22 protein-coding genes and 2 pseudogenes are annotated in these 23870 nt (G+C 62.7%); 13 read left to right on the forward strand and 11 right to left on the reverse strand.

Features of this window, described 5'->3' with window-relative positions:
- Positions 1-10: 10 nt before the first annotated feature.
- From X756_RS161875 to X756_RS161850, 6 genes are all read left to right on the forward strand, one after another.
- A complete protein-coding gene (locus X756_RS161875) occupies positions 11-994 on the forward strand; it encodes an aldo/keto reductase (RefSeq protein WP_023728564.1) in 984 nt (327 codons plus the stop codon).
- A gap of 73 nt (positions 995-1067) precedes the next feature.
- Complete coding sequence (locus X756_RS161870; protein WP_023728565.1) at positions 1068-1283, forward strand: hypothetical protein; 216 nt, start codon at positions 1068-1070, stop codon at positions 1281-1283.
- Between the two features lie 12 nt (positions 1284-1295).
- Positions 1296-2288 (forward strand): ABC transporter substrate-binding protein, encoded by a 993-nt coding sequence (locus X756_RS161865; protein ID WP_023728566.1) that lies wholly within the window; start codon positions 1296-1298, stop codon positions 2286-2288.
- A gap of 147 nt (positions 2289-2435) precedes the next feature.
- Positions 2436-3959: a sugar ABC transporter ATP-binding protein gene (locus X756_RS161860; RefSeq protein ID WP_023700145.1), complete on the forward strand. Its 1524-nt coding sequence runs from the start codon at positions 2436-2438 to the stop codon at positions 3957-3959.
- 23 nt (positions 3960-3982) lie between these two features.
- A complete protein-coding gene (locus tag X756_RS161855) occupies positions 3983-4948 on the forward strand; it encodes an ABC transporter permease (protein ID WP_023692012.1) in 966 nt (321 codons plus the stop codon).
- 70 nt (positions 4949-5018) lie between these two features.
- Positions 5019-6035 carry a zinc-binding alcohol dehydrogenase family protein gene (locus X756_RS161850; protein ID WP_023704240.1) on the forward strand — a complete coding sequence of 339 codons (1017 nt, stop codon included), beginning with the start codon at positions 5019-5021 and terminating at the stop codon, positions 6033-6035.
- Between the two features lie 288 nt (positions 6036-6323).
- On the opposite strand, the gene X756_RS161845 is transcribed toward X756_RS161850, so the two are convergent.
- The 3 genes and pseudogenes from X756_RS161845 to X756_RS01000000165140 form a co-directional block, all read right to left on the reverse strand.
- Complete coding sequence (locus X756_RS161845) at positions 6324-7175, reverse strand: sugar phosphate isomerase/epimerase (protein WP_023692014.1); 852 nt, start codon at positions 7173-7175, stop codon at positions 6324-6326.
- A gap of 123 nt (positions 7176-7298) precedes the next feature.
- Positions 7299-8486 (reverse strand): Gfo/Idh/MocA family oxidoreductase, encoded by a 1188-nt coding sequence (locus X756_RS161840; RefSeq protein WP_023728567.1) that lies wholly within the window; start codon positions 8484-8486, stop codon positions 7299-7301.
- A gap of 18 nt (positions 8487-8504) precedes the next feature.
- Positions 8505-9636, reverse strand: a pseudogene (locus tag X756_RS01000000165140) (sugar phosphate isomerase/epimerase).
- Between the two features lie 399 nt (positions 9637-10035).
- On the opposite strand from X756_RS01000000165140, the gene X756_RS161835 reads away from it, so the two are divergent.
- The 5 genes from X756_RS161835 to X756_RS161815 all read left to right on the forward strand — a co-directional run bounded on the left by X756_RS161835 (position 10036) and on the right by X756_RS161815 (position 14268).
- A complete protein-coding gene (locus X756_RS161835; protein WP_023669836.1) occupies positions 10036-10923 on the forward strand; it encodes a sugar phosphate isomerase/epimerase in 888 nt (295 codons plus the stop codon).
- Between the two features lie 9 nt (positions 10924-10932).
- Complete coding sequence (locus tag X756_RS161830) at positions 10933-12102, forward strand: mandelate racemase/muconate lactonizing enzyme family protein (protein WP_023700157.1); 1170 nt, start codon at positions 10933-10935, stop codon at positions 12100-12102.
- 2 nt (positions 12103-12104) lie between these two features.
- The gene (locus X756_RS161825) at positions 12105-12821 is read left to right on the forward strand and encodes a FadR/GntR family transcriptional regulator (protein ID WP_023686625.1); all 717 of its coding nucleotides are present in this window, start codon (positions 12105-12107) and stop codon (positions 12819-12821) included.
- Positions 12822-12906: 85 nt separating this feature from the next.
- Positions 12907-13887 (forward strand): NAD(P)-dependent oxidoreductase, encoded by a 981-nt coding sequence (locus tag X756_RS161820; RefSeq protein WP_023686626.1) that lies wholly within the window; start codon positions 12907-12909, stop codon positions 13885-13887.
- A gap of 3 nt (positions 13888-13890) precedes the next feature.
- Complete coding sequence (locus tag X756_RS161815) at positions 13891-14268, forward strand: hypothetical protein (RefSeq protein ID WP_023692018.1); 378 nt, start codon at positions 13891-13893, stop codon at positions 14266-14268.
- A gap of 22 nt (positions 14269-14290) precedes the next feature.
- Here X756_RS161815 and X756_RS161810 read toward each other — a convergent pair whose 3' ends face one another.
- Positions 14291-15586, reverse strand: coding sequence for an amidase (locus tag X756_RS161810; RefSeq protein ID WP_023728568.1), 1296 nt, complete (start codon positions 15584-15586; stop codon positions 14291-14293).
- A 116-nt stretch (positions 15587-15702) separates the two neighbouring features.
- Between X756_RS161810 and X756_RS161805 the strand changes: the two genes are divergently transcribed.
- Together X756_RS161805 and X756_RS0133495 are read left to right on the forward strand one after the other, a co-directional pair.
- Complete coding sequence (locus X756_RS161805) at positions 15703-16050, forward strand: GFA family protein (RefSeq protein WP_023669842.1); 348 nt, start codon at positions 15703-15705, stop codon at positions 16048-16050.
- A gap of 217 nt (positions 16051-16267) precedes the next feature.
- Positions 16268-16678 carry a DUF4437 domain-containing protein gene (locus X756_RS0133495; protein ID WP_027048960.1) on the forward strand — a complete coding sequence of 137 codons (411 nt, stop codon included), beginning with the start codon at positions 16268-16270 and terminating at the stop codon, positions 16676-16678.
- A 27-nt stretch (positions 16679-16705) separates the two neighbouring features.
- Here the strand turns inward: X756_RS0133495 and X756_RS161800 are convergent.
- The 7 genes and pseudogenes from X756_RS161800 to X756_RS161775 form a co-directional block, all read right to left on the reverse strand.
- Positions 16706-17464 (reverse strand): annotated as a pseudogene (locus tag X756_RS161800) (ABC transporter ATP-binding protein); the annotation flags it as partial.
- 113 nt (positions 17465-17577) lie between these two features.
- Entirely contained in the window at positions 17578-18018 is a 441-nt protein-coding gene (locus X756_RS161795) for a hypothetical protein (protein ID WP_023728570.1), read from the reverse strand.
- Positions 18015-19103, reverse strand: a complete 1089-nt coding sequence (locus X756_RS161790; RefSeq protein ID WP_023728571.1) for an ABC transporter ATP-binding protein — start codon at positions 19101-19103, stop codon at positions 18015-18017. The genes X756_RS161795 and X756_RS161790 overlap by 4 nt, the downstream gene beginning before the upstream one ends.
- 1 nt (position 19104) lies before the next feature.
- Positions 19105-20043 carry a carbohydrate ABC transporter permease gene (locus X756_RS161785; protein WP_023728572.1) on the reverse strand — a complete coding sequence of 313 codons (939 nt, stop codon included), beginning with the start codon at positions 20041-20043 and terminating at the stop codon, positions 19105-19107.
- Positions 20044-20046: 3 nt separating this feature from the next.
- Positions 20047-21108: a sugar ABC transporter permease gene (locus X756_RS0133500; RefSeq protein WP_023835039.1), complete on the reverse strand. Its 1062-nt coding sequence runs from the start codon at positions 21106-21108 to the stop codon at positions 20047-20049.
- Positions 21109-21188: 80 nt separating this feature from the next.
- On the reverse strand, positions 21189-22622 hold the full coding sequence (locus tag X756_RS161780; protein ID WP_023728574.1) for an ABC transporter substrate-binding protein: 1434 nt from the start codon (positions 22620-22622) through the stop codon (positions 21189-21191).
- A gap of 46 nt (positions 22623-22668) precedes the next feature.
- Positions 22669-23781: an ABC transporter ATP-binding protein gene (locus X756_RS161775; protein WP_031237758.1), complete on the reverse strand. Its 1113-nt coding sequence runs from the start codon at positions 23779-23781 to the stop codon at positions 22669-22671.
- Between the last annotated feature and the right edge of the window lie 89 nt (positions 23782-23870).

Consider the following 23870-nt stretch of genomic DNA (forward strand, 5'->3'; position numbering starts at 1 on the left):
GAGGCTTTGGATGGACAAACGCCGCATCGGCACGACTGCGCTCGAGGTAACCGAGATAAGCTTCGGCGGGGCGGCGATCGGCGGGCTCTACCGGGCCTGTCCGCGCGAAGCGGCGATGGAGACGCTGCAGACAGCCTGGGATGCCGGCCTGCGCTATTTCGACACCGCGCCCTTCTATGGCTTCGGCCTGTCGGAGCGGCGGACCGGCGACTTCCTGCGCTACAAGCCGCGGGATTCCTATGTGCTGTCGACCAAGGTCGGACGGCTGTTCCGCCCGGTGCCGGAAGACCAGGTTCCCGATCATTCCTATGTCGACCCGCTGCCCTTCGCGCTCGACTACGACTACTCCTATGACGGCATCATGCGCTCGGTCGAGTTCTCCTATGCCCGGCTCGGGCTGAACCGGATAGACATCCTGTTTGTGCACGACATCGGCACCTACACACATGGCGTCGAGAAGACGAAGCTGCACTTTCGCCAGCTGATGGACGGCGGCTTGAAGGCGCTGGAAGAGCTTAAAACGTCCGGTGTGATTTCCGCCTATGGGCTCGGCGTCAACGAGGTGCAGATCTGCCTCGACGTATTGCGCGAAGCACCGCTCGACTGCATCCTGCTGGCCNTCGACCGCTCTGCTGAAGCCGAGTTGCTGCCGTTATGCCGTGAGCGACAGACTTCCCTGATCATCGGCGGCGTCTTCAACTCCGGCATCCTGGCGACCGGACCGGTGCACGGTGCGCATTTCGACTATCTGCCGGCGACGCAGGACATACTTGAGCGTGTCGGCGCGATAGAGAAAATCGCTGATGAGGGCGGATATCCGCTGGCGGCGGCTGCATTGCAGTTTCCGCTGCAGGAGCCTGTCGTGGCCAGCGTGCTGACCGGAACGGCCAAGCCTGCCAACCTGACGCGCAACCTCGACCTGTTCGACGTCCAGGTGCCGCAAGCGGAATTCGCCCGCTACACTCCCTACACCATCGTGCAGGAGCTCGGCTGACGAAACGCCACAATCACGGTTCTCAAGAAGGAATGAATATTCCATATTAACTCGACGGTGGAATTAATATTCCATGATGATCAAGGAGGATCGGGAGCGTCTGGACGTGGCACTGAGGATCGGCAGGGAGGCTTCTCAGCCAAGCCATGCGCAGGCCGATATGAAACACCGCTTGCGTCGGCCGGACCGATGCACTATCAAAAAGCGGCAACTGTTTTTTATTGATAAAGGTCTGTTTGGGCCGCGCCTATCCAAATGGAGCTTCCGCAACCTTCACCGGGCGATCTAGGGAGGATTCCTAATGAAATTCGTGACCAGCATTCTCAACCGCCGTTCACTGGTGGCACTTGCTGCCGCCTCGATGCTTGCAGGCACGCTGCACACGGCGCCCGCTTCGGCGGCGGACGTGACCATTCCGATCATCGTCAAGGACACCACATCCTTCTACTGGCAGATCGTCCTGGCCGGTGCCCGCAAGGCCGGCAAGGATCTCGGCGTCAACGTACCCGAACTCGGCGCCCAGGCTGAAACCGACGTCAACGGCCAGGTTTCGATCCTCGAGAATGCCGTCGCCGGCAACCCGGCCGCGATCGTCATCGCGCCGACCGAATTCAAGGCGCTCGGCAAGCCGATCGATGAAGCAGCCAGCAAGGTCAAGGTCATCGGCATCGACTCCGGCGCCGATTCCAAGGCCTTCACCTCGTTCCTGACCACCGACAATGTGCAGGGCGGACGCGTCGCCGCTGACGGTCTTGCAGCAGCCATCGGCGAAGCCAATGGCGGCAAGATCGAGGGCGACGTCGCCCTGATCACCAACGCGCCGGGCGCCGGTTCGCTGGAGCAGCGCAAGCAGGGCTTCACCGAGCAGCTGGCCGCGAAATATCCGGGGCTCAAGCTCGTCGCCGACAAATATGCCGACGGCCAGGCAACGACCGGTCTCAACATCGCCACCGACCTGATCACGGCCAACCCGAACCTCAAGGGCATCTTCGCGTCCAACCTGATCATGGCGCAGGGCGTCGGTCAGGCTGTCGCCGAGAACAACCTTGGCGGTAAGCTGGCGCTGGTCGGCTTCGACAGCGACGAGAAGCTGATCAAGTTCCTCAATGACGGCGTCATTTCCGCGCTCGTCGTCCAGGATCCGTACCGGATGGGCTATGACGGCATCAAGACCGCGCTCGCCGCCTCGAAGGGCGAGAAGGTCGAGGCCAATGTCGACACCGGCGCCAACCTGGTGACCAAGGCAAACATGAAAGACCCCAAGATCGACGCCCTGCTCAACCCGAAGCTCTGAGCCCGTCAGGCAAAAATCCTTTCCGGGGCCTCGCGCCCCGGAAACACCGGATACAAGCTTGAATATCCACCGGCTTGAATCACCTCGACGATGCGGCTTGACTGCATCGCGACGTGCCAATCGTAAGGCCAATCTGGGAGGATTGTCATGACGCCCATGGCGCAGGAACTGCACCCGGCCCCAACGCTAGCGCCCGGCAGGACGATCCTCGAACTGCACGGGCTGGAAAAGCGCTATCCCGGCACGCATGCGCTGAAGCCCGTTCACCTTGCCTTCAAGGCAGGTGAGATCCACGCCATCGTCGGCGAGAACGGCGCCGGCAAATCCACCTTGATCAAGCTTCTGACCGGCGTCATGCCGCGCACCTCCGGCGATGTCATCTGGGAGGGCAAGCCGGCAGCGCTGGCAACCCCGCACGAGGCAATGGCGCTGGGCATCAACGCCGTGCATCAGGAGGTCGTGCTCTGTCGCCATCTCACCGTCGCCGCCAACATGTTCCTCGGCGAGGAGAATTCGCGCTTCGGCATCCTGCAGCAGCGCGCCATGGTCAAGGAAGCGCAGAAGATCATCGACGGTCTCGGCTTCGACCTGCCGGCGCATGTCATGCTGGGTGACCTCACCATCGGCCAGCAGCAGCTGATCGCCGCCGCCCGCGCCACCGTGCGCGGCACCAAATTCCTGATCTTCGACGAGCCGACCGCCTATCTCACCCGCAAGGAAGCCGACCAGCTGTTCACGCTGATCCGCAGGCTCAAGGGCGAAGGCGTCACCATCATCTACATCAGCCATCGCATGGAAGAGGTGTTCGAGCTCGCCGATCGCGTCTCGGTGCTGCGCGACGGCACACTGGTCGGCACCCGCAACATTGCCGAGACCAATGACGCCGAGCTGGTCAAGATGATGATCAACCGCTCGATCGAGCAAGTCTACCACAAGGAGCATTTCACCCCCGGTGCCGTGATCGTTGAAGCGAAAAACCTGTCGGGCAAGGGTTTCGAAGACGTCTCGATGACGGTGCGCGCCGGCGAGATCGTCGGGCTCTATGGCCTGATCGGCGCCGGGCGGAGCGAGTTCGTCACCACGCTCTATGGCCGCCACAAGAAGTCGGCCGGACAGGTCCTTTGGCAAGGCAAGCCGGTCCACATCAATTCCGAGCACGACGCGATCAAGCTCGGCATGGCGCTGGCGCCGGAAAGCCGCCGCGACCAGGGCCTGTGCCTGAACCTGCCGGTCGGCCTCAACCTCAACCTGCCGATCTACAAGCGCATCTCCAACAACCTGCTGATTTCGAACACGAAGGAAAAGGCTGAAGCCGATCGCCAGATCGCCGGCCTCCGCATCAAGACGCCGACACGCGGCGCACTGGCCTCCAGCCTGTCCGGCGGCAACCAGCAGAAGATCGTCATCGGCAAATGGCTGGCGCACGGCGCCAAGCTGTTCATCTTCGATGAGCCGACCGTCGGCGTCGATGTCGGCACCAAGGCCGAGATTTACCGCCTGTTCGGGGAACTGTTGTCCAAGGGCGCCGGCATCATCCTGATCTCGTCCTATCTGCCCGAGGTTTATGAACTCGCCGATACGCTGCACGTGTTCCGGCGCGGCAAACTGGTCGCCAGCCATGGCTTTCGCGCCGCCAGCCACGAAGACGTGCTGACACAGGCGATCGGCTGACAAAACAAGAAACGGGAGGAACCATGAGCATCGAAACCATCGCGATCGAAAAACCGAAACGGAACTACAACGTCCTGTTTGGGCTGACGCTTCTGGCGTTGCTGGTTCTGCTCTGGATCGTGCTGTCGGTGGCGACGCCGAGCTTCGCCTCCTCCAACAACATCGCCAATCTTTTGCGGCAGGGCTCGATGATCGCCATCATGGCGGTCGGCCAGACCTTCGTCATCATCACCGGCGGCATCGACCTCTCGGTCGGCGCCGTGGTCGGCTTCGCCACCGTCATTGTCGCCATGATGATCAATGCCGGCTTCCCGATCTGGGTCGCCATTCTGGTGACGCTGCTGGTCGGCGTTGCCATCGGCCTGTTCCATGGCTTCGGCATTGTCAAGATGGGCCTGCCGCCCTTCATCATCACGCTGGCGACGCTGACCTCGTTGCGCGGCATCGGCCTGTTGATGACCAACGGCAACTCGATCAACATCAACAGCGACAGCTTCACCGCGTTCTCGCGCAGTTCCTTTGTCGGCATCCCCAATCTGTTCTGGATGGTGATCCTGGTCGGCATCCCGGCCTACATCTTCCTGCACCACAGCCGCTGGGGCCGCTATCTCTTCTCTGTGGGATCCAATGCCGAGGCCTCGCGCCTCTCGGGCGTCAATGTCCAGCGCACCATCTACATGGCCTACACGCTGTCGGGCCTATGCGCGGCCTTCGTCGGCGTGCTGCTGGCGGCGCGCATCGGCATCGGCAACCCGACCCAGGCCGAAGGTTGGGAGTTGCAGGCGATCGCCTCATCGGTGATCGGCGGCACTTCGCTATTCGGCGCCGTCGGCTCGGTGCATGGCCCGCTGCTCGGCGCCTTCATCCTGGCCACCATCAACAACGGTGCCAATCTGCTCAACGTCAACTCGTTCTGGCAGCGCATCATCACCGGCGCGTTGATCATCATCATCGTCTATTTCGACGGGCTGCGCCGTCGCGGCAAGTAATCCTCCCTGACCTTCCGTGTCGGTCCGCTCAACAACGGACCGGCGCCTTTTTGAACACTGGAATTGCCGAATGAAAGCTGTTGTCTGCCGCTCGCCCGGCGAGCTTGTCCTGGAAGACCGGCCGGCGCCAGGAGCGCCGCCTGCCGGCTGGGCGCTGGTTGCCGTCAGCCATGTCGGCATCTGCGGCACCGACTACCACATCTTCGAAGGCAAGCACCCGTTCCTTGCCTATCCCCGCATCATGGGCCATGAAGTGTCGGGCACCGTCGTCGAGACCGGCGAAGATGTCGACCTTGCCGTGGGCGAGCCCGTCATCATCAATCCCTATCTCGCTTGCGGAAAATGCATCGCCTGCCGGAACGGCAAGCCGAATTGCTGCGTCAGGATCGAAGTGCTTGGCGTGCATCGCGACGGCGCCATGGCCGAGCAGATCCTGGTGCCGGCGCAGAATCTTTATCCGGCAAACGGCTTGTCGCTGGCCGACGCGGCGGCGGTGGAATTCCTCGCCATCGGCGCGCATGCCGTGCGGCGTGCCCGCGCCGAACCAGGCGCCCGCACGCTGGTCATCGGCGCCGGGCCGATCGGCCTTGGCGCAGCGCTGTTTGCGCGCATCGCCGGGCTCGATGTCAGCCTGCTCGACATGAGCACGGAGCGGCTGGATTTTGCAAAAGGCGAACTCGGCTTCGCCACGCTCGACGGTTCACAAAAAGCGGCAGCCGAACTGGTGCGCGAGGCAACCGGCGGCGAAGGGTTCGACGTCGTCTTCGACGCCACCGGCAACACCGCCTCGGTGCAGTCGGCCTTCGCCCATGTCGCGCATGGTGGCACGCTCGTGCTGGTCAGCGTCGTCAAGGACGACATCGTCTTTTCCGATCCGGAATTCCACAAGCGCGAAATGACATTGATCGGCAGCCGCAACGCGCTGAGGGTCGATTTCGACCACGTCGCTGCCTCGATCCGCAACGGCGCCGTGCCTCTGGCAAAACTCGTCACCCACCGCACCACGCTGGCCGGCACGCCGGATGATCTCGCCCGCTGGGCGCATGAGAAATCGGGGTTGATCAAGGCTGTGATCGAGGTGGGGTAAGACATCCGAAAAATTTGGTGGAGCGATAAGTGCCGAGTTAAGGCAGATCGCATACCTCGGCGATTTGCGAAAAGGCCCGTCGCTTCCTCATCCACGGGCGGAGCAAGGAGCGAAGCGACGCGGCGCAGACCCGAGGTTTCATTCGGTGACGTCTGCGCTAGAATCCAGCGGTGCAAAAAGAGGCGTCCATTCGCATCTCCTACCTGCACCGCTGCGGCGCGCGACAGTCGCGGCATGGGTCCTCGAGTCTCCGCGTCCGCTGCGCCCGTGGATGAGGGAAGTGAGCGGCTAAGCCGCCCGCTTCCACCCATCCCTGATATGCCTGTATCCCTCGCGATAAACTGCCTCCGGCGTCTCGGAAAAATCCCGCCACACCTTGGTCGCCGCCGCCAGATCCTTCAGCGACCTGCCAAACGCCTCGATCGTCAGCCAGTCGTCATAGCCGCTCTTGCGGATGGCCGCGAAAGTCTCTTTCCACGGAATGTTCCCGCGTCCCGGCACGCCGCGATCGTTCTCCGAAATGTGGATGTGCACGACATTCCTGCGGTGCTTCATGTAGGCGCCGATCGGGTCGGCTTCCTCGATATTGGCGTGGAAGGTGTCGTACATCGCCTTGATGTGCGGCCGGTCGATGGCATCGACGTGCTCGGACAGATCGGCCATCGTGTTCAGCAGATAGCACTCGAAACGGTTGAGCGCCTCCAACCCGATGGTAACGTTCCGCTTGCCGGCATGATCGCCAATGGCGCGCTGCGAGGCGATCGAGCGCTTCTTCTCGGCAGCGGTCGGCCCGCTGCCGGAGAAGGCGCCGAGCGTCGAATGCAGCGGCCCGCTCAGCGTACTCGCGCCGAGCGCCTGGGCGCAATCGATCGCCCATTTCATGTAGCCGATGCCGGCCTTGCGGGTCGCGGCATCCGGCGAAATCAGATTCATCGCCGGGTCGCCCATCGCCGTAACAGCCGTGCGCTCCAACCCGATGCGGTCGAGCAAATCGCCAAGCTTCTTGTAGTCCTCTGGCGTGCCTGAGAAGATCGGTATCTCGACGCCGTCGAAGCCGGTCGCCTTGATGTCGCGCAGCAACGGCTCGTGTTTCTTAGACACGGAAGTCGTCCACAAAAACATGCACATGCCGATTTTCATCGACAGCCCCTCCCCATTTGACGGCGCGCTGGTTTCTTTCGCACCTCGCACCATGCGCCCTCATTCGGCCGCTTAGCGGCCACCTTCTCCCCGAAGGGAGAAGAGACTTGGCGCCGGCGCTACCTAAAGTTTCGTCCACGCCCCGTTCTTCTTCGACGACTTCACGCAGGCCTCGATGAACGCCATACCTTCGACGCCGTCCTGGATGGTCGGGAACACCACGTCCTTGCCCGGCTTGCCGCCCTTCTTGCGTGCCGCGCGGATCGCGCGCGCCGCCTCCTGGTAGATGTTGGCGAAGCCTTCGAGATAGCCTTCCGGATGGCCAGACGGAACGCGGCTGACGCGTCCCGCAACCGGCAGCGCGCCGGCGCCGTTGCGGGTGAGCAGCTGCTTGGGCTGGCCGAACGGCGTGTACCAGAGATAGTTTGGATCGGCCTGCACCCATTCCAGCCCGCCTTTCGAGCCATAGATGCGCAGCTTCAGCCCGTTCTCGTGGCCGGGCGCCACCTGGCTTGCCCAGATCATGCCCTTGGCCGGATGCACCTTGCCGACCGGCTTGAAGCGCAGCATGACATTGACATTGTCGTCGAGCAGTCGCCCCGGCACGAAAGCGTCGAGATCGGCCGACAGGGAATCGAGCTCCAGACCCGAGACGAAGCGCGCCAGATTGTAGGCATGCGTGCCGATGTCGCCAAGCGCGCCGCCCGCGCCCGCCTGCTTGGGGTCGGAGCGCCACGCCGCCTGCTTCTGGCCGGTGGCGGCAAGATCTTCGGTCAGCCAGTCCTGCGGGTACTCGGACTGCACGATGCGGATGTCGCCAAGCTGGCCCTTGGCCACCATCTCGCGCGCCTGCCGGATCATCGGATAGGCAGTGTAATTGTGCGTCAGCACGAACACCTTGCCGGTCTTTTCAACCACGGCCGCGAGCTTCTTGGCCTCGGCCAAAGTCGTCGCCAGCGGCTTGTCGCAGATGACGTGGATGCCGGCCTCGAGAAACGCTTTGGCCGCCGGCACGTGAACATTGTTGGGGGTGACGATCGCCACCGCTTCGATGCCGTCCGGGCGCTTGGCCTCGGCCTTGGCCATCTCGGCATAGGAGGCGTAGCTGCGCGCCGGGTCGAGACCGAGTTCGGCGGCGGAAGCCTTGGCGCGCTCGGGATTGGCCGACAGGGCGCCGGCCACCAGCACGAAGTCATTGTCCATGCGCGCCGCGATCCGGTGCACCGCGCCGATGAAGGCGCCTTGGCCGCCGCCGACCATGCCATAGCGGATCGGGCCGCCTCCCGCTTCCGACTTCGATGCGCCGACCATGTCTTTCTCCTGCTTGTCTCAAATACCCATCATGGCGCGCAGCATCTTCTTGTCGGTGGTGCCGCCGGCGAAATCATCAAAGGCCTTTTCCGTCACCCGGATAATGTGGTGCTGGATGAAGGGCGCGCCTTCGGCCGCGCCGTCCTCCGGATGCTTGAGGCAACACTCCCACTCCAGCACCGCCCAGGAATCGTAGCCATACTGGGTAAGCTTGGAGAAGATGCCGCCGAAATCGACCTGCCCGTCGCCAAGCGAGCGGAATCGCCCCGCGCGATTGGTCCAGCTCTGATAGCCGGAATAGACGCCTTGCCGCCCCGTCGGATTGAACTCGGCNGAATCGCCCCGCGCGATTGGTCCAGCTCTGATAGCCGGAATAGACGCCTTGCCGCCCCGTCGGATTGAACTCGGCATCCTTGGCATGGAAGGCCTTGATCCGCTCGTGATAGATGTCGATGAATTCGAGATAGTCGAGCTGCTGCAAAAGGAAATGCGATGGGTCGTAGTTGATGCTGCAGCGCTTGTGGCCGCCAACCGCATCGAGGAACATTTCGAAGGTGGCGCCGTCGAAGATGTCCTCGCCGGGATGGATCTCATAGCCGACGTCGACGCCGTTATCGTCATAGACGTCGAGGATCGGCTTCCAGCGCTTGCCGAGTTCGGCAAAGCCCTCCTCGATCAGCCCGGCCGGCCGCTGTGGCCAGGGATAGAGATACGGGAAGGCCAGAGCGCCGGAAAACGTCACCGAGGTTTTCAGGCCAAGATTCTTCGAGGCCTTGGCGCCGAACTCCATCTGTTCGACCGCCCATTTCTGCCTGGCCTTGGGGTTGTTGTGCACCGCAGGCGGTGCAAAGCCGTCGAACTGGGCATCATAGGCCGGGTGCACCGCCACCAGCTGCCCTTGAAGATGCGTCGACAGTTCGGTGATCTCGACGCCGGCATCCGCGCAGATGCCTTTCACCTCGTCGCAGTAGGTCTTGGAAGATGCCGCCTTCTTGAGGTCGAACAGGCGTGCATCCCAGGTCGGGATCTGCACGCCCTTGTAACCGAGACCGGCCGCCCATTTGGTGATCGAGGCCAGCGAATTGAACGGCGCGGTATCCCCCGCGAACTGCGCCAGAAACAGCCCCGGACCCTTCATTGTCGACGGCATCGGCATCCTCCCAATTCATTTTTCCAAGGACCAAGCATAGCGCCTGATGAAAGCAGGGCCAGCCTCTTTGGTCTCTTCTGATGTGCATTCTCGTATCGGCATTCTGGTATTACCAAATACCGAAAATGGGTCAAGCCATTTGACTCACGCGCAAAGCTGCCAGGGCATTCCATTTTTGGCGATATATACCAGCATAATCAATACGGTACACAGATGCCGATATCGCATGGCGGCGGTTCTTGCCGCGCGACAAAAATTGCTGTAGACCTCCATTAGGGCCCAATTGGTCGAACCAGTTGCGCAAAAACGCTGGAGCGCCTTGGGGAGGAAACACGCGACGCGCCTTGTGGGGCGCATCGCAGGCGAACTGGCACAGACGAATTCTGGGAAGGATAGACCATGCATCTTTCGACGCACAACTGGATGCGCGCGGAACCGTTGGAGGTGACGCTGAAGCGCATCAAGAAATTCGGCTACGAGTCGATCGAGATTTCCGGCGAGCCCGAGCAATACAAGACCAAGGAGACCCGCGCGCTGCTGAAAGAATACGGCATCCGCTGCTGGGGGTCGGTGACGCTGATGCTGGGCGAACGCAACCTTGCCGCCAGGGACCAGGGCCAGCGCGAACGCTCGGTGCAGTACGTCAAGGACGTGCTGACCATGGTCAGCGAACTTGATGGCGAGATCATAACGCTGGTGCCCGCGACCGTCGGCAAAGTGGTACCGGACGGCACCGAGGAAGAGGAATGGAAGTGGGTGGTCGACGCCACCCGCGAATGCTTCACCCATGCCAAGAAGGTCGGCGTCAAGATCGCGGTCGAGCCGCTCAACCGCTTCGAGACCTATCTGTTCAACCGCGGCGCGCAGGCGTTGGCCCTGGCCGATGCGGTCAGCCCCGAATGCGGCGTCTGCCTCGACGCCTATCACATCCATATGGAAGAATTTAACGTCCATGACGCGATCCGCCAGGTCGGCAAACGGCTGTTCGACTTCCACGTCGCCGACAACAACCGCTTTGCCGCCGGCCTTGGCCAGATCGATTGGCCACGGATCGTGCAGACGCTGAAGGAAGTCGGCTATGACGGCGCGCTGACCAACGAATTCGTCGCGCCCGTCGACCGCACACCCGCCGCGCCCTATCCCGACATGGTCGACCGGAATCCGGTCGACATTTCTCCCGAACAGCTGAAGTTCATCCAGGATCACGGCTCCAGCGTGCTGACGGAGAAATTCTACACCGACCAGATGCGCATCACGGCCGAAACGCTGCTGCCGCTGATCAAGTAGCCGATCGGGATGCGCATCAAAACGGTCCAGGCGTGGTGGGTCCGCGTGCCGATTGAGGCCGCGAAGCAGCATCGCAGCGACTTTGGCCAGGTGACGACGTTCGACGCCGCCATCCTGCGCATTGAGACTGACGACGGGCTGATCGGCTGGGGCGAGGGCAAGAACGCCGCCGGCAGCGCCGGCAGCTATGGTGCGCTGGTCTACATGCTGAATCACGAGGTCGGGCCGCAGCTGATCGGCCGCGACCCCGCCGACATCGGCATGATCTGGGAGATGCTCTACAACGGCGTGCGCCATGACAGTGCCGCGCGCGCCGGCCATGCCATGCCGCAGCTGGCGCGGCGCGGCATGAGCATTGCGGCAATCAGCGCCGTCGATATCGCGCTCTGGGATATTCTGGGGAAGTCGTTGGGACAGCCGGTGTGGCGGCTCATCGGCGGCCGCAAGCTCGACCGCATGCCGGCCTACGCCTCCGGCGGCTGGGCTGCCGCCGAGGCTATCGGCGAGCAGCTCAAATCCTACATCGCCAAAGGCGGCTTCAGGGCGCTGAAGATGCGCGTCGGCGCCATGGACGGCGCCCCGCACATTTCCGCCGCCCGCGTCCGCGCCGCACGGCAGGCGCTCGGTCCTGACGTCGAGTTGATGGTCGACGCGCACGGCACCTATACGGTGGCCGAGGCCAAGCGCTTCATCAGCCTGGCCAGCGATCTCGACCTCGCCTGGTTCGAGGAGCCTGTTATCGCCGACGACAAGGCTGGTATGGCCGAGGTGCGCGCCTCGGGCTCGATCCCGATCGCCACCGGCGAAAGCGAAGCGACGCGCTACGCCTTCCGCGATCTCGCGGTGCTGAAATCCGCCGACATCTTCCAGCCGGATCCGGCCTTTTGCGGCGGTATCAGCGAGGCGATGAAGATCGGCACCATCGCCAGTGCCTTCAATCTGCGCTTTGCCCCGCATCTGTGGGCCGGCGCGCCATGCTTCTTCGCCGGCCTGCATGTTTGTGCGGCCTCGCCTGCCAGTTTTACCGTCGAATATTCGCTCGGCGCCAACCCGATGATCCACGATCTTATCGAAGAGACTGTCGAAGCAAGGGACGGTATGATAGCGATCCCTGAAAAGCCGGGTCTGGGATTCACCATTTCGGAGCGGTTCCTGGAGGCGCACGCGCAACGCGGTTGACGATGAAAGAAAAGAACCTTCTCGCCGAGCTCGCCGCCTATCTCTTCGCCCATTCGGACAAGGAGACCGGCCGCACGCCTTCGGAGCGCGAACTGGCGGAGCATTTCGTCGTCAGCCGCGGCCAGATCCGCGAAGCGCTGGCCATTCTGGAGGCCATGCGCATCGTCGAGCGCCGCGCCAAATCCGGCATCTATGTCGACACCAGGCAGGCCAGTGTAGAAGCCTTGGCTCTTTTCGCCCGCGCGGGCCTGCCGCTCGATCCGGTGCAGATCTACGAGACCGTCGAACTGCGCAAGATCCACGAGATCAAGGCCGCCGAACTTGCCTGTTCGCGTGCCACCGAAGAGAATTTCGAACGCCTGCGGGAGATCCTGAAAGCCTCGGAGGAGTGCATCGCCGCCGGCGAAGGCCTCGCCAAGGAAGACCGCGAATTCCACCTCGAAATCGTGCGGGCGACCAAGAACGGCGTCTTCCACAATATCTGCAGCGTCTATTACCTGATGGGCGAGCAGCGGCTGCCGATCTACTTCAACGATCCCGAGCGCTCAGTGCGCTCGCATGCCGAGCATATCCAGATCTACGAGGCGCTGCTGCGTCGCGACGGCAATCTCGCCCAGGCGCTGATGAGCGCCCACCTGCAAGGCGCGGAAAGCTACTGGAAGGGGATCATCGAGGGCCGGGAGGCGCAAGCGCAAAGCCTGGCACTTGAGAAGGTCTAGTGCAATTCCAGGAAAGGTGTGAAACGGTTTTTCTGGGAAAAGCGCGCGGCGCTTTCCTTTGAGAATTGCGACTAGCGAGAGCCCCATGCCCAGAATCCTGTCGACGCACACGCTGCATCCGCGTGCCTCCGCAATGCTGGCGGGCGCCGGTGAACTCGTCGTCGCCTCAGCGCTCGATGCGGCAACGCTGACCGCCGAGGCGAAGCATGCCGACGTCATCATCGTTCGCGCACCGCTGCCGCCGTCGCTGTTCGAAAACGCCACGAAACTCAGAGCAGCGGTCCGCCACGGCGCCGGGCTCGACATGGTGCCGATGGAGGCCGCGGCCGCGGCCGGCGTGCTGGTCGCCAACGTGCCGGCGGTCAATGCGCGTTCGGTCGCCGAATATGTGATGTTCGCGGCCCTTGCCCTGCTTCGGCGCTTCCGTTCGGTCGACCGCGACTTGCGCGCCAAGGGCTGGAATGCCGGCCGCGACCACGCCAGCCATGCCAGCGAGCTTGCCGGCAAGACCATCGGCATCATCGGCTTCGGCGCCATCGGTCAGGCGGTCGCCCATATCGCCGCGCACGGCTTCGGCCTCGACGTCGTGGCGACGACCCGCAGCATGCAGCCGGCACCCGACAGGATCGGCTTCCTGTCGATCGATGCGCTGATCGAACAGAGCGACATCATCGTGCTCTGCTGCCCGCTGACGCCGGAAACGCGCGGCCTGATCAGCCGCGAACGCATTGCCCGCATGAAGCCGGACGCGCTTTTGATCAACATTTCGCGCGGACCGGTGATCGACGACGAGGCGCTGATCGAGGCCTTGCGCCAAGACCGGATCGGCGGCGCCGCACTCGACGTCTTTGCCACGCAGCCGCTGCCGGCAAACCATCCCTATTTCGGTTTCGACAATGTTATCGTCACCCCGCATATGGCGGGGATTACCGAGCAATCGATGATGCGCATGGGCGTGGGCGCGGCCGGCGAGACCTTGCTGGTGCTGGCCAACCGGCTGCCTGTCAATCTGCGCAATCCCGACGTGGTCGAGCATTACCGCAGACGGTTCCCGGCGGACGCGTGAACCATGTCCGGTTTTCGCTTCGCATCTCTGGTTCTCGCAGTGTCGTCGATCGTGGCCTTACCTTCGCTCGCGGCGGCACAAAGCAGCGATTATGTCTATTGCAGCAATGGGATCGTCTGCATGATGGCGCCCTGCCCGTCAGGCAATGCGCTGGATCTGACCACCGGCAATGTCGTTAAAGGCGTGGAGCTCAACACTACGGAATTGCCGCCGCTGGACAGATCGGCACCTGACCTCTCCGACAAGCTTTATGCTGGAAAACTCGTCGTCCGAGGATCGATCCAGCATCGCGGCCAGCCGAACGATCCGCCGATGCTGGTCGTTACCAAAATCGAACGCTCCTCCAAGAAAAGCGAGCGCAAGCGCTGCGCGGCACGTTGACTGCCGACCTACGGCTCGCTGCCTATCGGAGCAGCCGCTCGACTTCAGCCGCGATGCGCAGCAGATGGTGGTCGTGGCCATTGCGCGCCACCAGCATCAGTCCGGCCGGCAGCGTCATGCCGGGCATCGGCAGCGAGATCGCGCAGAGGTCGAACTGGTTGGCGACCTGGGTATTGCGCAGCAGCAGACCTTCGGTGCGTTCACGCAGAGCCGTATCCTCGGCCATCGAAACGATAGTCGGCGCTGTCACCGGCGTGGTCGGCAGAGCCAGCACATCGACCGAACCCAACCGCTCGTCCATGGCTATGCACAGTGCCGCGCGACGACGCATTGCCCTGATATAAACCGGCGTCGGTATGGCCGCCGCCCGCGACAGCGGCCCGCTGACATGGGGATCGACCGGCACCGATGCGCCCGTCGCCAGCCAGTCGGCATGGATTTCAGCACCTTCCATGGCCGCGATCGAGCCGCGTTTGGTGGCCAGGCGCAGATCGGCAATGAGGTCGTCGATCGAAATGTCCGTGAGCCACGCGCCTGCCTGCTCGATCCCGGCAAGGCTGCGATCGAACGCGGCGGCAATCTCCGTTTCCGTGTCTTCGAAAAGCAGGCCGCGCGGAATGCCGACACGAAGCCCGGCAAGCGCTAACGGCAGGGGCAGTTGCGGCATCTGCTCGCCCGTCATCGCGGCGTCAGCCAGGGCACACGCAGCAACACTCAGCGCCAGCGGCCCGATCGAATCCAGCGTCGCGGAAAGGGGATAGGCACCAGTCAGCGGCACGCGCCGCGCCGTCGGCTTGAAACCGACGACGCCGTTCAGCGATGCCGGGATGCGCACCGAACCGCCGGTGTCGGAGCCGATGGAAATGTCGCTCGTCCCCTCGCCAACGGACACGGCGGCGCCCGACGACGAACCGCCTGGAATGCGGCTGGTGTCGGCGGCATTGCCCGGTGTGCCGTAGTGCATGTTGTCGCCGATAGCGGTGAAGGCGAATTCGGTCATGTTGGTCTTGCCGATGATGACGGCGCCGGCCTGGCGCAGACGGCTGACGACCGCAGCGTCGTGCCGACGGGGCGCGGTGTCCCTCAGCATCAGCGACCCGGCCGTGGTCGGCTCGCCGGCGACATCGAACAGATCCTTGATCGACACGATGGTGCCGTCGAGCGGCCCGAGCGATACGCCGGCCTTCTTGCGCGCATCGGTGGCCTCGGCCGCTGCGCGCGCCGCCTCGGCATAGAGTTTGGTGAACACCTTCTCGCCTGCCGCGCAACTGGCAAGACGTGACAGGATGATCTCGAGACGATCGCGGATTGATTGCATGTCGATGTCGGATTCCGTCAAGGTGGAGCGTCTTTAAGGCATATGGGCCGCTAGGTCAGCGGAAGGAATAGCCCGGACAGCGTGCCTTTGCACCTGCCAGCGATAGGAAGGGACTGATGCTGTACAAAGGCAGCTGCCACTGCGGCAAGGTTGCGTTCGAATTCAAGGCGCAGCTGACCGGCGCCGTGCGGTGCAATTGTTCGATCTGCTCGCGCAAGGGCGCGCTGTTGGCCGCCATCCCGCATGACAGCCTGACGGTGCTGGCGTGGGGCGACGATCTCGGCACCTACACATTCGGCAATCATGCAATGGCGCATCGCTTCTGCCGCACCTGCGGCATCCATCCCTTTGCCGAGGATGTCAGTCAGGGCAGCGAACGCAGCGCCTACATCAACCTCAACTGCGTCGCCGATTTCGATCCCACCGGCCTGCCGGTCTTCGACTTCGACGGCCGCGCGGTCTGACCCTACGGTGGCCTCTCACCACAAAAGCAACGCCCCGAAAACCTTGATAGTTCTCGGGCCCGCTGCTTCAGCCAAGGATGGCTATCGGCTATTCGACGCGCTTAGGGCCGCGCGCGAACACAACGATCGCCGCCAGCAAGGTCGCAGCGCCACAATAGGCGAAGGCGCTGGCCACACCGGCATTGTCGACCACCAGGCCGCCGAAGACGGCGCGTTTCTGGCGCTCGCCGTTTCTTGCGTCTTTCCCGCTCGCGCCTTTGCCCTCGAGGACAGCTATCTCCCGGCCGACAAGATCCCCTATGTCGCCGAAGTGCCAGACCAGCCGCATCGCCTTGGCCCGTTGTGGGGTGACCGGGCCAAAGGCCCGGCGGGCACCTTGCTGAAAGTTCCCGGCAACTGGCGCGCGCCGGTTCATGCGCACACCGCCGACTATCGCGCGGTGGTCATCAAGGGACTGTGGGCGCATTGGCAAATGGACGGCGGCGAAGCGACGAAGGTCGAATTGCCGCCGGGATCCTACTGGACCCAGAAGGCCAACGAGATGCACGACGACGCCTGCCTCTCAGAGACGGAGTGCGTGATCCTGCTGATCAACGATACGCCTTACGAGACCTACTTCCAGAAATAGTCAGGCGGCGCCGTCGTTCGACCGCAACTAGCTGGCGTGCCGCAAGCTCACGTCGCTGCCCTTGTCGAACAGCACCACCTTGTCCTGATTCCAGGCAAAGCGCACCGGCTGCTCGATCTGGACATCGGTTCTGGCCGGCACCGTGGCGCGCAGCGTCGTGTCGCCGACCCGCAGAGTCAGGATCTTTTCCACGCCATGGTTCTCGACATCGTGGACGCGTGCCTCGACCGGCGCACCGCTTTCAAGATACACATCCTCAGGTCGAATACCGAAGATGAGCGGGCGACCGTCGGTCGCACCGCCCGCCTTGGCACCCCCAGAGAAAGGCAGTTCGAAATTCAGCGGCGCCATCACCGCGCGGCCGTTGACCAGCTTGCCATCGATCAGGTTCATCGGCGGCGAGCCGACGAAGCTGGCCACATAGGTATCGCGCGGATTGTTGTAGATCTCGTGCGGCGTGCCGGTCTGGATGATGCGGCCATGGTTGAGCACGCCCACCTTGTCGCCCATCGACATCGCCTCGATCTGGTCGTGAGTGACGAACAGAAAGGTGGCGCCGAGCTGGATCTGCAGGTTCTTCAGTTCCGTGCGCAGCGCCTCGCGCAGCTTGGCGTCGAGCGCCGACAGCGGTTCGTCCATCAGGAACACGCGCGGCTTGCGCACGATGGCGCGCCCGATAGAGACGCGCTGCATTTCGCCGCCTGAAAGGCGGTCGGTCTTGCGGTCGAGCAGATGTTCGATCCTGAGTGTTTTGGCGGCGCGGTCGACACGATCCTTGATCTCGACGTCGGGTCCTCCGGTCAAGCCGGAGGATGACGGCGTGAGAGTTGAGAGGGCGACGCACACCGACCGTCGCGGACGGGCGCGAGCGCGACCTGCCGGATAGCGTCAGCTGCTGATCATCGCGCTGTCTTGTTGAGAGCGGTGACGATCAGCGCGAGAATCACCGCCGCGGCGGCGATTTCCCACACGAAAGCCTGCTTGTAGAAAGGCGGCGTGGCGAGCTGCGCCTTGCCGGCGAGAGTGTTGGGGTCCGGTGGATTGAGGAAGAAGACGCCGTAGAGATGCGCCGCCGTGATCGATACCAGCAGCGCAATGCAGAAGACCAGCGCCACGACCAGCGCTACGGTCACCACACTGCGCACCTTGACGCCCGGCTGGGCCAACGGCAGCAGGTTGTTGATGAGCCCGGCAAGCACCACGAGACCGCTGCCGACCGCGTACAGGCCGATGGAAAAGGGTTGAAAGATCAGCACCAGCGCCAAGACGCCGAGGCCAATGATGAAGAGCTCGAGGCGGAACGCGCCGGCGCGGCTCATGCCGGAAGAACTGTCGCTCATGACCGCACCGCCTTTCCGGCGCCATCGAAGACATGGGTTTGCCTGGGATCGGGGCGTAGATTCAGCGCCTCGCCGACCTTGACCCACTGGCTTCTCGTCACCACGACGCGGATGTCGGCGCCTGCCGCCGTGCGGGCATGAATAAGGGTTTCGGCGCCCATGGGCTCGATGAGCTCGGCTCTGGCGGAGATGGTGCCACGGTCCCCCGTATCGGTCACGGTGAAAGCACGGGGGCGGACACCGATCGTCACCTTGCCGGGCTGCAGGCGCGCGACCGCCGCGTCCGTGCGGATCGCCAGACTAATGCCGGCCACGGTCATGTCCGCCGTGCCATCGGCGAAGGCCTTGAGGTCGGCCTCGAGAAGATTCATCTGCGGCGTGCCGATGAAGCTCGCCACGAAAGCATTGGCGGGCTTGGCAAATACCTCGTGCGGTGAGCCGACTTGCTCGATCAGGCCGTCCTTCATGATGGCGATGCGGTTGGCCATGGTGAGCGCTTCGAGCTGGTCATGGGTCACGATCACGGTCGCTTTGGAGAGGCCCTGCAGCACTTCCTTGATCTGGCCACGCATGGTTTGGCGCAGTTCGACATCGAGACGCGACAAGGGCTCGTCGAAGAGGAAGCAATTGGGGTCGCGGACGATGGCGCGGGCCATGGCGGCGCGCTGCTTTTCGCCCTCGGATATCTGGTTCGGCAGCCGGTCGAGAACGTGCTCCAGGTGAAGGACCGCGGCGACGCGGTTGACGCGGGCAGTCCGCTCAGCCCCGGAAATGCCGTCATGATAGAGCGGGAAGGCGATGTTCTCGGCGATCGATGCCGACGGGTAGAGCGCGTAGAACTGGAACACCATGGCGATGTCGCGCTTTTCGGGCGGCAGTTTGTTCATCACCTTGCCGGCGACGACGACCTCGCCGTCAGTGACGCTTTCCAGCCCGGCGATGACGCGTAAGGTCGTCGTCTTGCCACAGCCGGACGGGCCGAGAAGGCAGACGACCTCACCGGCGGCCACCGACAGGTCAACGTCCTTGACCGCGGTGAAGGAGCCGAAGCGCTTGGTGACTTTGCGGAGTTCGATGGTTGACATCTCAGCGCTTCACCGTGCCGAAGGTAACACCGCGCAACAGATGGTTTTGCAAGAAGAAGGTGACCAGGAAGACTGGGACGAGGAACAGGGTTTCGATGGCGGCAAGCAAAGTCCAGTCGGTGCCGCGTCCACCCGACGACACGGCCTGGTTCATGGCGACCGGGACCGTCCTCGTGTCGGGCCCCGAGAGCAAGAGGGCGAAGAGGAACTCGTTCCAGGTGAGGATCAGGCCGAACACGAACGTGGCGGCGAGCCCGGCAATGACCTGGGGCAGGCAAATCTTGAAGAACACCCGCATTCCGGACGATCCGTCGAGGCGGGCGGCATCCTCGACGTCTGGCGACAATTCATCGAAGAAGCTCTTCATCATCCAGATGGTGAAGGCCAGGTTGAAGGCGGTGTAGAGCATGATGATGCCGAGATACGAGCCCGACAGGCCCACTACGCGGAACATCAGGATCACCGGAATGATCACCACAATCGCCGGCAGCATGCGCGTGGTCAGGATGATGAACAGGTAGGTGTCATTGCCTTTCAGCGGATAGCGCGAGAAGCCGAAGGCCGCCAGGGTGCCGATGACCAGCGCCAGCAGCACCGAAGCCGAGGCGATGAAGATCGAGTTGAAGAAATAACGGTCGAATCCTGTCGCTTCCGGGGCACCGCCCGACGTCATCGAGCGAGAAAAGACGGACCCAAAATTTTCGAGCGTGGGCTTGAACACAAAATGATCCGGAATCAAGCCGAACAGCGACGTGGGCGACAGCGTCGGAGGCACCAGAAGCGCGTCGCCCTGCGGTTTGAAGGCGGTGAATATGATGAACAGCACCGGCAGAAAATAGATAAAGGCGACGACGGCCACGGCGAGCGTCCGCCCCCAGCCGGCCTCGTCTACTCCGCTGGCCCTGCGGAAGCCGAGCTTTCCCAATATCGATTCGGTCACGGGTTAGGCTCCCTGCGTACGGCGGTTTGCGAGGTACAGGTAGAGGTTGGTGAGAACGATCACCATGAACAGCATCAGATAGGAGATCGACGCGCCCTCACTCGTCTTGTTCTGCTCGTTGGCGATGCGGATCAAGTGATAGGAGATCGTCAGCGTGTCGTTGCCGCCCTTGGTGAGGAGGATGACGAGATCCGCCAGCTTGAATGCCTCGATGGTGCGGAAGAGAAGGGCCAACATCAGAAGGCCGCGGATGTAGGGGAAGGTGATCATCCAGAATTGCCGCCAGCTGGAAATACGGTCGATGGCAGCGGCCTCGTAAAGGTATTTCGGCACCGAGACGAGGCCCGCCAGCACAAGGAGCATGACGAAGGGCGACCACATCCATGCGTCGGCGAAAACGATTCCCGCCACGGCACCGACTTTGTTGCTCATCAGGATGAACTGGTTGCCGGAGATGGAATTGATGACGTAGCTGAGAATCCCGAATGTCGGGTCATAGTAGTAGGTGAAGAACACGCCAGAGGCGACAACCGAAAGCATCATCGGTGTCAGCACCAGGATCAACAAATACTTGCGCAGCGGAAATTGCTTGGCGAACAGGATGGCCAGCAGAAAGCCGACGATCATCTGCGCGGAGACGGTGAACACGACGAACATGGCGGTATTGATCAGCGCGCCCCAAGTCGCGTGAGCAGCGAGATCGTTGGTAAGGATCCGGATGTAGTTCCCGAGTCCGACGAAGCGGATCGTCTGCTGGTTTGCCTGGTAGGCGAAGAACGAAAGGCCCAGCGACCACAGCAGGGGGAAGATATTCATCACAAACAGAACGGCGATTGCCGGAGCGACCAGCAAGGCGCCGAAGTAGTGGCGGCGATACGCGTTGACGGTAAATGCGGCCGCGACCAACGCCACCGCGGCGCCCACCACCCAGAAGGAGACAGCCGCAGGCAAGCCCGCCATTGATATGGCCGACACGACGACAGCGACAGCGATGGCGAGTTTCCAGTTGTGGGCAACAACCGCGGTAAGGCGTGGTGTCAGCAGCGTGCTTGAAACAGCGGTCATGGGAGTCCGAAATATGGAGCGCCTGAAGTGGCAATGACGGGGAGCGGCTTTTGCCCGCTCCCCGCAGCTATGTCGGAAGGTTACTGGATAAGACCATCGTTCTTCAGGAGGTCCTCCTGGAACTTGGCGATGTTATCCAAGGTGGTCTTGGCGTCCTGCTTGCCAGTGATGGCCAGGTCGTACTGGTCCTGCTGCTGGGTGAGCAGTTCGAAGAACTGCGGCACGTGCCACATGTCCTTCTGCCAGTCGAGCGAGTTCGCCCAGGCGCGGTCCCACGGACGATAGGTCACATACTTCGGATCGCTGTAGACCGACTTGATCGCGGACTGGCCGCCGCCGGCGGCGAACTGGTGCTGGATATCAGGCGAGAGCCACCACTTCACGAAGCCAACCGCTTCCTTGATTTGCTCAGGCGTCGTCCAGGTGGTGAGAACGAAAGGCTGTCCGCCGATCTGTGACGTACGATTCACCTTGCCGTCGGCACCGCGCAGGCCTGGCGCCAATCCGAACACCAGCTTGTCGGCAACCTTCGACGTCTTGGGATCGAGCGAGGCTTCGGCGAGACCGATCCAGTCGATGTTCATGGCCACCTTGCCTTCACGGAACAACTGGTCCGAGACGAAGATGTCCATGGTGCCGGTCTTGACCACCGGCGGCATGAACTTCAGCAATTTGAGGAAATGCTCCATGCCCTCGATGGACTTCGGGGAGTTTACGACGCCTTCGGCATGTCCGGTCGGGGCCTTGGTTTCATCCCAGATGCCGCCGCCATGCTCCCAGACGAACGTGTGGACCGAGCTCGTCGAGAAGTCGTAGCCTTTGCCTGCCTGATAGGCGATGCCATAGAAATCGTCATCCAGCACCTGGCCGGCGAGCTTGTCGCCCTTCTTGCGCTGGAAGAATTCGCCAACATGCTCGAACGTGTTCCAGTCCATGGCGTCGATTTCCTCGCCGGTGCAGGGCAGCTTCTCATTGTACTTCGCCTTGTAGGCGGCCTGCTCGTCGTTGTTGCAGAGCACGTCCTTGCGGCCGTAGGTGACCAGCACGTCCGGGAACTGCGGGAAGCCGTAGTAGTTCGGCGTGCTGTTGGGATAGGTCGAGTAGGCGTTGAGCACGGCGGGATGCATCGACTCCATCGTCGCCTTGAGTTCCGGGTCGGCATCGATGAGATCGTTGATCTTGCGGAAGTAGCCGCCTTCGACGAAGGCGCCCAGCCACTGCGAGTCCGACACGATGAAGTTGTACTTCTTTTCGCCCGAGGTCAACGAGGCGTTGACGCGGGTGTAGAAATCCGGCCACGGAATGAAGTCCACATCGAGCTTCACAGTATTGCCAGACTTCGGCTTGTACTGCTCGTCGAAGAACTTCTTCATAATGCGGGTCGGGGGCCAATCCGGCACCGCCATCGTCAACGTCACTTCTTCGGCAGAGGCATAGGTCACGCCTCCCACCAGTAGTGTGGCAGCGAAGCTTGCGGCTGTCGCTAGCCCTTTCAGTTTGGTCATCGCCGTCATTCGCGTTTCCTCCCTTGGTTAACCGGATTGCTTCTCGCCGTTCGAGTCAGGTCATTGCCTGGCCGCTCGCGGCGCGGAAGACGTGGATTTTCCTGTTATCGATGGCGATCGATGCCGAATCGCCGGTCCTGATGCTGGCGGCGATCGCTTCCGGCAGCACCATGCGCAACATCTCGCCGCCGGCCTCGACCGAGACGATCGTTATGTCGCCGAGCGGTTCGACCAGATGCACCTTCGAGGCAACCCCGGCTTCGCCCTTGGCGGCGAGCCGAATGTCGCTCGGGCGAATGCCGATCAGCGCGGCCTCGTTGGCATCGGCAGTCTTTGGCGCCGTCGCCGGAACCAGAGTCCCGAGCGGCGTGTCGAAAGATCTGGTGTCGGCGCGCACCGAGGCCGTGAACAGATTCATGTGCGGCGAGCCGATCTTGCTGGCGACATAGGTATTGATCGGCTGCTCGTAAAGCTCGTCTGGCGTGCCGATCTGGACGATGCCCCCATCGCGCATGACGGCGATCGTCTCGCCCATCGAGAGAGCCTCGAGCTCGTCGGGCGTGGCATAGATCACGGTCATGCCGAACTGGCGGTGCAGCCGCTTCAGCTCGGCGCGCGTCTCGTGCCGAAGCTTGGCGTCGAGATTGGTGAGCGGCTCATCGAGCAGAAGAATCTTTGGCCGGCGGATCAGGGAGCGGCCGAGCGCGACGCGCTGCTGCTCTCCGCCGGACAGGGTTGCCGGCTTGGCCTTCAGGCGGTGTGTCAGCTTCAGGATCTCGGCGGTCTCTTTCACCCGCTTGTCAATCTCGGCGCGCGCGGCTTTCTCCTCGCGCAGCGGGTAGGCGAGATTGTCATAGACCGTGAGGTGGGGGTAAAGCGCGAAAGACTGGAAGACCATCGAGATGCCTCGGCCGGCGATCGGCGCATGAGCCATGTCGCGGCCGCCGATCTCAAGCGTGCCGGAGTCGGCCTGGACGAGGCCGGCGATAGTGCGCAGCGTCGTCGTCTTGCCAACGGAGCTCGGCCCGAAGAGTACGAAGAAGCGGCCTTCGTCGACGGCGAAGCTCAGGTCGTTGATGGCGCGCACGGATCCATAGGCCTTGCTGAGCCCATCGAGGCGCAGCGCAATCCCCTTGCCGTCACTGGCGCGAGGCGACGTCTGCGTCACGATGCGCCACCTCGTGCGGACGGAACACGCGCCATCCGTATGATTCTCCTCGCCCTGCCGAAATGGACTGCGGCTGTCATTCTCGATCC

The sequence above is a fragment of the Mesorhizobium sp. LNJC405B00 genome (genome assembly GCF_000502615.1).
In the GTDB taxonomy this organism is placed as follows: Bacteria; Pseudomonadota; Alphaproteobacteria; order Rhizobiales; family Rhizobiaceae; genus Mesorhizobium.